The sequence below is a fragment of the Labrys sp. KB_33_2 genome (genome assembly GCF_052114505.1).
Taxonomy (GTDB): domain Bacteria; phylum Pseudomonadota; class Alphaproteobacteria; order Rhizobiales; family Labraceae; genus Labrys.
In genome coordinates this window covers 1-9,751 of sequence record NZ_JBFREW010000044.1, presented here as the reverse complement: position 1 = coordinate 9,751, position 9,751 = coordinate 1, and the positions used below count along the sequence as shown (strand labels likewise).

Here is a 9,751-nt window from a genome sequence, read left to right as displayed (position 1 = left end):
ACCGCCTCGCCGCTCTCCAACCGGCGCAGGACTTCTTGCTTGAAGGCAGTCGAATACTGCCGGGGGCTTCTGCCAAATGGCGTCGACATAATGGGCTCCTGGAGCCCTGTTACCCAAATTCCATTGTCTCAGATATGGGGTGCACTCCAATTGATCAAGCGGTGCGTCCGTAAGCCCTAGTCTTATACCATAAACGGAGTTCCCCGAGCGGGCGCGTTCTAATTCATTGATCTCGACCTTGGAGGTTGAGATCGCGCGCTTTGACTTGACGGATTTCGAGCGGTCGGTGATCGAGCCGCTTCTGCCGACGAAGGTGCGTGGGGGTGGGGTTCGAATAAAGCCCACTGATTGGCACTAGACCATCGCCATCTCAGTTCGCCGCGCTAGCAGACTTGGCGCTAGCGGGGATGATCTCGACGGTCGCGGTACGGCCGGAGATCAGCCTGATGCCGGCGGGAACGGGGGTGATGCGGATGCGGACCGGGATGCGTTGCGCGAGCCTGACCCACGAGAAGGTAGGCACGACCTTCGGCAAAAGATTACCCGTGTCGCCCCGCTGGTCGTCGGCAATGGCGGCGGCGATGCTCTCCACGCGGCCGGTGATCTCGGCATCATCTCCCATCAGCCGGACTCTGGCTTGGTCGCCGATCGCGACCTGCCGCAGCTTCGTCTCCTCGAAGTATCCCTCGATGCGCAGCGAGGCGGTGTCGACAAGGGCCACCGCTTGCACCCCGGCCGCCAGAAAGTCTCCTGGATGGATGCCCAGATTGGTGACGATGCCGTCAACCGGAGCCTTGACCGAAGATCGTGCTAGATCGAGCGCGGCGAGGTCACGGTCGAGTTGCGCCTGCCGATAGTTTGCCCCAGCCTGCCGGGCGTTGGTCTCCACCTGTTCCAACTTTTGCCGGGTGGCGCTCGCGTCCCCGAGCTGGCGATAACGCACGAGATCGCGATTGGCCATGTCGAGCGCGGCCTTGCTGCTGTCCGCTTTGGCTTCCGCCGTTTTCAGGGCAAGCGCATAGCGCGCCTGATCAATGCGGAAGATCACGTCGCCCGCATGAACCTGTTCATTGTCATGCACCAGCACCTCGCTGACGAGGCCGGACACGTCGGGCGCGAGACGCACCACATCAGCGCGAACGCGCCCGTCCCGTGTCCATGGCGTCTGCTCGTAGCGCCCCCACACCGGCAGCGCGATTAGAGCGGCGGTCGCGACGAGGCAAAGGGTCAAGGCGTAACGGCCGAGCAGGGATAGAAAAGGCTTCATTGAAGTAACCCGATCGATGGCAGGTGCTGCACGAGCAGACCGTACATGATGGCGAAGATGGCGAGCTCGGCGAGCTGCCGGTATGCGAACACGCGATAGATGCCCGCGACGGAGAGGATGCGGATCACCGCAATGGTGCCGACGAGCGCTGCGAACGCGAGCACCAGGAGGCCGGGGATGAGGACGCCGCCAACATTGAGATCAACGATCATGAGCTGCGTCGCCCATCTGGCGTGCCACTGGAACCGAGCGCGAACCGAAGGTCGATCAGCAGGTCAAGCATCCGCAAGCGGTTCTTGATCGAGCTGCCCGCGATCATCGTCGTCAACGTCTGGATGCGATGATCAAGGTCGATGTGATCGACCGGTCCCAGCAGGCCTGCAGCGCTGAAGCGTATGGCGATCGCGGAAAGAAGATCGCTCACCTTGTCGCCAACTTCGCCCTTGGTGCGCGGGATCGTCTTGCGAAGCCGACTAACGGCGTAACCGATGCGAAGATGGTGCAATGTATCGTCGAGAACGTCCGAATAGTCTTTCTCAGACACGCGCAACCTAGGAAGCAGCAGCGCTGTCCGATCGATCATGAGACTCATCCAGTGTGCTTCGTCGGACGCGCCACCAAGGGCTCGTCGTCTGACGTCTCTCCGACTTAAGCGAAGCAGCCGGTTGATCGCCGCATCGACTGGTACGGTCTGGAACAGGGACAGGCTCACCGCCCCGAAACCGACTGCCGCAAAGAGCGCGATGACGGTGTTGAGAGACGCGGCGAAGTCGCCGGTGTAGTTGGCGTTCAGACCCGAGAGGATCGGGATGGTGAGGGTGATTCCAAGCGCCATGAACGTCGTCGGGGGACGTGCTTGCAGGGAACCAGCGAACAGGAACGCCGGCGCGAGCACCGCGATAAGGACGGCGAAGTCCGTGACTTGGGGAAGGATGACGAAGCTGTAGGCGAGACTGATCGCCACCCCATAGATCGAGCCGACCATATACTTGACGACGTTAGGCGCCGGCGCGTCGACATTCCCGAACAGGGTGCAGCATACCCCGAAAATGGAGACGGCCGTTCCGCCTTCCGGCCAGGCCGACCAGATCCAGAAGGCGCAGCCGATGAGGATGCCGAGAATCGCGCCCAGCGCGGCGCGGCCCGCCATCTCCGGATCCCGGTGATAGACGTATCCCTTCGCATGCACTGGCCCATGGAGCGATGCTGCTTCGTGCGAGCGGTCGGCAGTCGCGATATTCCGCCCAAGCCTGTCGCAGTCCTGAAGCAGGCCGATCATCTCGGCCAGATGGCCGGCGAGATTGGCGGCGAGCCTGGCGTCAGGTGTCGCGTCCTCCGCGCTGAAACACTTCTGGATCGATCGCGCGCGCGCGATCAGATGGACTGCGGCGCTCTCCCGCGCGGCCGCCTCGACGATTGTGATCCAGATCCCGACCTCACCGAGGAAGGCGATGAGTTCATCGGGCGGGTTGTCGCCCTCGGCGCCAAAAGAATGGATCCGGTCCTCAATCTCGGTTGCGAGCAGAAGCAGTCGGGCGAGCCGGTCATGGACCAGTTGGAGCTTTTTGGCATCCGGCGTTACGGGCGTTGCGTCATACGGCAGGTGCGTTGCAAGCCCCTGCAGGGCGAGGAGGTCCGCTGCGAGCGGGTAACGTTCGCTGCGATTCTCTCCGGGCGTTCCAGTGAGCGCGTCGCCTGCCAGCCGACGGACATCCCGCAGCGTTGCCGACAGTTTGCCGGTGAACTGGCCGGTCATGCGCTTCGGCAGGACGTAACGATGCATCAGCACGGCGCAAACAATCCCGATCGAAATCTCCTGGACCCGCACCGAGGCCGTATCGAAGACGGCGCCGGGATCGAGCACGCTGGGGAAACCGATCAGGCTCGCTGTATAACCGGCAAGAACGAAGGCGTAGGCTCTTGGCGTGCGATCAAGCAGCGAGAAAAAGAGGCAAAGGCCGATCCAGCAGGCAAGAATCGCGCTGCATGCGATCGGATCATTCACGAAATTCGGGACGATCGCTACCGTCGCCACGGCGCCAATAAGCGTCCCTGCGAACCGATAAATGCCGCGGCTGAGCGATGCGCCGGCGGAGGTCTGAGAGACGATATAGACGGTGACGATGGCCCAGAAAGGTTTGGGCAGCCCGATACGCAGCGCAATGTAGTAAGCCAGCATCGCCGCGGCGAAGCTCTTCACAGAGAACAGAACCGCATCCGCATCCGACTTCGTGGTTTGGGCTCGCCAGAAATGCGAAACCGAACCCGCTATTGCAGTGGCGGCCTTCTCTATCGATCTGTTCGCTGCAAGTAAGATGCTCATGCGAGTCATTATCGCTGCGTTGCAAACGCGAATAAATTCGGTATTCTGTCAAAAAATATTCAAAATATGCCAATCGATGCTCCTTTCGCGATCAGCCGTCTCCGTCTTCAACCCAGACCTTACGGATCAGCCGGCCGTCGCGCGGCAGCTCGACTTCGCGGATTACGAGGCGGAGGTGCCGATGCATCAGCATCGCAAGGGCCAGGTGATCCTCGCGCTGCATGGGGCAGTCACCTGTACCGCGGACAACGAGATCTGGATCGTGCCGCCCAACTGCGGAGTCTGGATCCCGGGCGGAGTGCCGCATAGCGTCCGGGCGACAGTGAATGCCCGACTCAACTACCTCTTCGTGGAGCCAGGAGCGGCGAAGCTACCCGAGGATTGCTGTACTCTGTCGATCTCCCCGATGATCCGGGAAATGGTCAAGCGGCTGGCTCACGAGCCTGCCGACTATCCTCCGGATAGCCATGCGGCCCGGCTTGCGAGGGTGGCCCTCGACGAACTGGCCGAAATGCCGCGTGAACGCTTCAACTTGCCCATCTCCAGCCATCCGAAGATCCTTACGATAGCGGATGCCCTGACGGTTAAACCTTCCGACCGCAGTACGTTGGCCGAATGGGCGAAGCGCGTGGCGATGAGTGAGAGGTCGCTCGCCCGTTTGATGATCGCGGAGACAGGCCTGACGTTCGGACGCTGGCGGCAGCAACTGCACCTTGTCGTCGCACTTCGAGAACTGGCCAGCGGTGCGACGGTGCAGACCGTAGCGGCCGAGCTTGGCTACGACTCGGTCAACGCCTTCATCACGATGTTCAAGAAGGCTCTAGGAAGCACACCCGCGCAGTATTTTGCGCAACGCAGGGCGACGCTGCTTACAGCGCCTAACCCGCGCGAATGATATTCGGATTCTCGGCGATGCTCCCGGTCCGCGAATTGTACTTCGTCGCGCCATAATGCCTTCCATCACAGCAGTCGTACTAAACGGCACTGAGAACCGCCGATTATTTGCGAACCTGATTTATCCTGAAGATCGGCCGTGGCGGCTAGTAACCCAATCCTGGACGTTCGTATCGACGGCCGTCACTCTTGAAACCGGACCCTTCATGGAGGCCATTGTCATCAATGGTTTTTTTGCAGAAGCCAGGTGCAGAACCGTCGCTTTAGTCGGGATTTTCGCAGCTGCCCATGGGTACGTAGGATACGTTAGGTTGGGGATCCATTGTGTATATTACTGGAGATGAAATATGTTCACGCACGTCATGATCGGCAGCAACGACCTGGAGGGGGCCAGAGGCTTCTACGACGCCACGTTCGCTGCGCTGGGAGGCAGGCCCGGCGAGATGGATGCGAGAGGCAGGCTGATCTATACCCACGAGGGCAGTCGACTGATGATCACGAAACCGATTGACGGCAAGCCGGCCACAGTGGCTAACGGTGGGACGATCGGTATCGCCGCCGCGAGTCCCGACCATGTTCTGGCATGGCACGAGGCCGGTACCGAGCATGGTGGCACAGCGATCGAGAGCCCGCCTGCGGAGCGTCCAAACGGCTCATTCGTTGCCTACCTACGCGATCCGGACGGAAATAAACTCACCGCACGGTCTCATCCAACGAAGTGAGATCGGCGCCAGCCGCGCCCGCGATCATCCGCCCGCTCTGATGGATCGATCAGCCGGGTCTGCGCTTGAAGAAAAATGTAGAATTGTCAGCAGATGAAAGGCGTCGCCCCGGCGGTGATCTTGGTATCTGCGTGGCGGAAAGGGGAGAGTTGGCGCGCCGCACTGGGTGATGATGAGAACTACGTCTACGCTATAGTCCTCTAAATTCGGAGGCCGCAACCATACTAGAAGTCGCTGAAATCGCAGCAACTTCTAGTCTTCTCCCTCATGTTTCCCACCGCAGCCGGCGTTTAGGTTTTCAGTGGCGAGCGCGAGCGAGAGGCGTGGCATCTGGACGATCGACGACCAGCGCAAGCTCGACATGAAATACGCCGAGGAGGGCGTCCATCGCCATCAGCGCCCGTTCCTCGCTGCAATGGACTGCTCGAAGCGAGTTTTGCCATGGTGACGTTTGCCCCTCCTTGCCCTCGGTCATAACTGGACCCTGTTCTCTATTTGACCCTGTCCGGAGCGATTGGCTGGGCTCGACGGCTGCGCGTCAACCGCCGCTGGACTATATTTCCCGTACCAGATCCTTGATCACGCCGCCTATCTTGCCCGGCTAAAGGAGGAAGGCGGGAGCTTCGTCGCGCTGGACGCCCAGTGATCCGGATGTCTGTTGCTTAGCCCTCAGGCGCATGCGGGCGGATGGCCACGCCGTGCCGAATTGTGTCAGGCAACGCGTTTCAGCTTGTGCGCGAATTCCGTCATCTCGACGTTGTTCACGCCGTTGGAGTGAAAGTGCGCGATGTGCGGGCCGTGCTCGTGATGTTTCGTACGTGCCTCGACAGAGGCCCAGTCCTCCACGAACACGAAGCGTCCAGGCTCGTTCTGATCCTCGAAAAGGTCGTACCGGATGTTGCCGTCCTTTTTGCGGGACGGCTCGACAACTGCCGAAAGGTCGCGGCGCAGCTCGTCCTCTTAGCCCGCCTTGGCCTTGAGCCCGACGACGATAAACAGTTCGCTCATGTTTCATGCTCCTTTGCGGGACTGAAGGCGGCGGCCGTGGACGCGAGCGCCGCCTTCGTCACACGAATCAGCCGTTCGCGCGCGCTTTGGCCGCTTCCTCGGCGGCCTTCTCCGGGTTGAAGCCGTCGAAGCTGTCGAAGACGCCCATGAAACCGGGGACGGTGGCCTCGCGCGCCCAGTCGCGCTGGAGCTCGCAATACATCTGCACGCGGCTGATGAGCTTGGCACCGGCCTGCTCGATGCGGCGCAAGGCCGCCTCGTGCGCCGCGAGGGAGGTGCCGCCAACCGCATCGACTGGCACATAGACCTCATAGCCTTCCTGGATCGCGTCGAGCGCGGGGAAGGTCAGGCACGCTTCGGTCCAGAGCGCGGTCATGATGAGCTTCCGGCGGCCGATCACCTTGACCGCCTGCTTGAACGCGGTGTCCTCCCAGCTATTGATCGAGGTGCGGTCGTAGGTCGGCAGGTGGCCGAGCACGTCCTGCAGTTCCTGAATCGGCGGCTTATTGCGGCCGGTCGCGATGTTGACCGTCGAATGGATAATCGGAAGGTTGTAGTTCACAGCGGCTTTGGCCGTGCTCACGATGTTGAAGACGAGTTCGTCACGGGGCATCGAGCGGATCGATGATACCTGGATCGGTTGATAGTCGATGACAATGAAAGCCGAATTCTCCGGCGAGAGGAGTTGATCGGTCTTGGGGTTGCGGATGTCTTCGCTGGCCATTGGCAGGTCTTTTCCTCGATTGGATATCTTGCGCTGGAAGCGGGCCGAAGCCCTCGATCAGGTGGACGGGCGAGCGCCTGCCCCTCCACAGGAAAGAGGTGCCGGACTTGTTTCGCATCCGGCCCCCTCAATCACGCTGCGGCCGTGACGAAGCGCCCATTGTCGAAGTCCTCGGCGGCCTGGCGGATTTCCGCCTCGCTGTTCATCACGAACGGCCCGTGGCCCACGATCGGCTCATCGATCGGCTCGCCCGTCAGGACCAGGAGCTTGGCGTCGCCATCGGAGTGGACGCTAACGTCGCCGCCCTCGCGAGCGAGTAGCACCATCTCGGCCTCGCCGGCCTGGTGGCTGCCTTCGACCGTCACGTGCCCCGTCAGCACCACGACCATGGCGGTATGGCCTACGGGCAGATCGAGCGTCAGGTCCGCGTCGGCCTTCAAGCTCAGATCCCACAGGTTGATCGGCGTGAAGGTGCTCGCCGGCCCTTTCGCTTCGCGATAGTCGCCGGTGATGATCCGTGCCCTGCCCGCACCGCCGGGAAGGGAGACGACGGGAATCTCGGCCTTCCGGATGCCCTGATAGCCGGCGGGCGCCATCTTGTCCTTCGCGGGCAGGTTCACCCAGAGCTGCAGCATGCGGAACGGTCCGCCCGCCGCAGCGAAGGCGGGCGAGTGGTGCTCCTCGTGAATGATGCCGCCCGCGGCCGTCATCCACTGGACGTCGCCGGGACCGATGACACCGCCGTTGCCGGCGGAATCGCGATGCTCGACCTCGCCGTCATAGACGATGGTGACGGTCTCGAAACCGCGGAGGGGATGCTTGCCGACGCCGCGCTGCTGCTTGGTAGGCTCGAAATTGTAAGGCCCCACATAGTCGAGCAGCAGGAACGGGCTGATGTGTGCGCCCAGCGTGTTGTACGAAAAGAGCGAGCGAACCGGGAAGCCGCCGCCGACCCAATGCTGCCGGTCGTTGCCGTAACGGCCCAGAACCTTCCTGGCCATGTTCGTCCTCCGATCCCTTTGCACCATATAGCGGGATGCCTGATGGGAAGGGATACCAGCGCAACGACAGGCCAAAAAGATTGCTAAAAGAGACGCAGCGTCCTATCGAAAGGACGATGCGGGACCTCAACGATCTTTATTATTTCGCGGCCGTCGTCGATCACGGCGGCTTCTCGCCAGCGGGGCGTGCGCTCGGCATTCAGAAATCGCGGCTGAGCCGCCGCGTCTTTCTCCTCGAGGAGCGTTTGGGCGTGCGCCTCCTCAACCGGTCCTCGCGCCGCTTCTCGGTGACGGAGATCGGTCGCGAGTTCTACGAGCGCTGCGTCGCGATGCTCGTCGAAGCGGAGGCGGCCGAACAGATCGTCGCCGAGGTGCAGGCAGAGCCGCGCGGCATCGTGCGGATGAGCTGCCCCACGGCGCTTCTCTCCTTCCAGTTCGGCGAGCTCATTGCGCGCTTCATGATGCAGAATCCCGGCATCCAGGTGCATCTGGAGAGCACCAATCGCCGCGTCGACGTGATCGCCGAAGGCTTCGATCTGGCGATCCGCGTGCGGTTTCCGCCGCTGGAGCCGACCGATCTTGTCATGAGGAGGCTCGACGAAAGCATCCAGTGCCTTGTTGCGGCCCCTGCGCTGAACGTCGGCGCAATGAAATCGCCCGTCGACCTGCGGAACTTGCCCAGCCTCGATCTGCGGCGGCCGCACCGGGACCATGCCTGGCAACTGCACCACGCCGATGGCCAGGTGGCGGCCATTCCGCATTCGCCCCGCCTGGTCACGGATGACATGTCGGTCCTTCGCGATGCGGCAATTGCGGGGGCGGGAGCCGTGCAACTGCCAACCATCTTCATCTGGGATGACATCAGGGCCGGAAGGCTCGTCCATGTTCTTCCCGATTGGCGGCCTCGGGCAGGCATCGTCCACGCCGTCTTCCCGTCGCGCCGCGGGCTGCTTCCGTCGGTTCGGGCGCTTGTCGATTTCCTCGCCCGCGAGTGCGCTATCCAGCGAGCGCTGGCCAACACTATCGTGCCACCCATCGAGGATCCGACGCCGGATTAAGTCTCCGACCGGCACGCTCTGCGTGACTCCGTCGAAGCCGGGCGCGTCTGCCGATCGTCGAGCCGGCGGCAGGATCACGGTGCGGGCGACGCTGCCGACAGGGATGAGCTTGCGACAGGCCTTCTCGCACCGAAGACCAAGGCGAGCAATGCAGGATGGACTGGGCATCGGTGAACAGGCCGAGCACCGATGGGCCCACCAGCACGCCGGCGGCGAAGCAACCGAGGACCGATCCGAGGCCGAGCCGTCGGAACAGCGGCACGGCAACCGCTGCCGCTCCCATCAGGACAATCGCAGGAGCGATCGTCTGCCCCCAAGCTCGCTTCAGCCATCAGGTCGCCTTCTCGGTTTCGTGCGTGACCGCCCGGCCGATCGGCGCGACCTCGGTGCCCAGGAGCTCGATCGAACGCTTCATCGCCGCCGTCTCGAGCGAGGCGGTGCTCATCTGGAAGGCGATGCGCGAGACCAGTGCGCCGGAGGCCACATATTTATGTGTGATGCAGTCGGGGAGCCAGGCGATGCCGAGACCCGCCGCCGCCGCCGCGGCAAGCGCCGTGGCGCTGTCGGCCTTGAACCTGCCCTGCGGCTGAACCGTGACGATCTTGTCACCATCCATGAACTGCCAGGCTTCCGTTCCCTGCATGAGGGCCTGATGGGCGGCGAGTTCGCCCGGAGTCCCGGGTGACCCGTGCACCTCGATATAATCCGGGCTTGCGACAAGCTTTCCATGGATCGGCCCGACACGCTTCGCGAT

The 9,751-nt window shown here is 62.4% G+C and carries 10 protein-coding genes; 3 read left to right on the top strand and 7 right to left on the bottom strand.

The window, feature by feature from the left end; genetic code table 11:
* Window positions 1-370 precede the first annotated feature (370 nt).
* Genes AB4037_RS34215 through AB4037_RS34205 form a run of 3 tightly spaced genes read right to left on the bottom strand, consistent with a single transcriptional unit; the run spans window position 371 to window position 3,590 of the window.
* The gene (locus AB4037_RS34215) at window positions 371-1,267 is read right to left on the bottom strand and encodes an efflux RND transporter periplasmic adaptor subunit (protein WP_434960135.1); all 897 of its coding nucleotides are present in this window, start codon (window positions 1,265-1,267) and stop codon (window positions 371-373) included.
* Window positions 1,264-1,479, bottom strand: a complete 216-nt coding sequence (locus AB4037_RS34210) for a DUF1656 domain-containing protein (protein ID WP_434960136.1) — start codon at window positions 1,477-1,479, stop codon at window positions 1,264-1,266. The genes AB4037_RS34215 and AB4037_RS34210 overlap by 4 nt, the downstream gene beginning before the upstream one ends.
* Window positions 1,476-3,590, bottom strand: a complete 2,115-nt coding sequence (locus AB4037_RS34205; protein WP_441774605.1) for an FUSC family protein — start codon at window positions 3,588-3,590, stop codon at window positions 1,476-1,478. The genes AB4037_RS34210 and AB4037_RS34205 overlap by 4 nt, the downstream gene beginning before the upstream one ends.
* A 76-nt stretch (window positions 3,591-3,666) precedes the next feature.
* On the opposite strand from AB4037_RS34205, the gene AB4037_RS34200 reads away from it, so the two are divergent.
* Complete coding sequence (locus AB4037_RS34200; protein WP_441774607.1) at window positions 3,667-4,485, top strand: AraC family transcriptional regulator; 819 nt, start codon at window positions 3,667-3,669, stop codon at window positions 4,483-4,485.
* 346 nt (window positions 4,486-4,831) lie between these two features.
* The gene (locus tag AB4037_RS34195; RefSeq protein WP_441774604.1) at window positions 4,832-5,206 is read left to right on the top strand and encodes a VOC family protein; all 375 of its coding nucleotides are present in this window, start codon (window positions 4,832-4,834) and stop codon (window positions 5,204-5,206) included.
* Window positions 5,207-5,917: 711 nt separating this feature from the next.
* Here AB4037_RS34195 and AB4037_RS34190 read toward each other — a convergent pair.
* From AB4037_RS34190 to AB4037_RS34180, 3 genes are all read right to left on the bottom strand, one after another.
* Complete coding sequence (locus tag AB4037_RS34190) at window positions 5,918-6,157, bottom strand: putative quinol monooxygenase (RefSeq protein ID WP_441774606.1); 240 nt, start codon at window positions 6,155-6,157, stop codon at window positions 5,918-5,920.
* Window positions 6,158-6,281: 124 nt separating this feature from the next.
* A complete protein-coding gene (locus AB4037_RS34185; RefSeq protein WP_441774603.1) occupies window positions 6,282-6,938 on the bottom strand; it encodes a hydrolase in 657 nt (218 codons plus the stop codon).
* A gap of 131 nt (window positions 6,939-7,069) precedes the next feature.
* Window positions 7,070-7,939, bottom strand: a complete 870-nt coding sequence (locus AB4037_RS34180) for a pirin family protein (RefSeq protein ID WP_441774602.1) — start codon at window positions 7,937-7,939, stop codon at window positions 7,070-7,072.
* A 116-nt stretch (window positions 7,940-8,055) separates the two neighbouring features.
* Here AB4037_RS34180 and AB4037_RS34175 point away from each other — a divergent pair, with 116 nt between their 5' ends.
* Entirely contained in the window at window positions 8,056-8,997 is a 942-nt protein-coding gene (locus AB4037_RS34175) for a LysR substrate-binding domain-containing protein (RefSeq protein ID WP_441774601.1), read from the top strand.
* A gap of 331 nt (window positions 8,998-9,328) precedes the next feature.
* On the opposite strand, the gene AB4037_RS34170 is transcribed toward AB4037_RS34175, so the two are convergent.
* On the bottom strand, window positions 9,329-9,751 hold a 423-nt coding region (locus AB4037_RS34170; protein WP_441774600.1), incomplete at its 5' end, for a LysR substrate-binding domain-containing protein.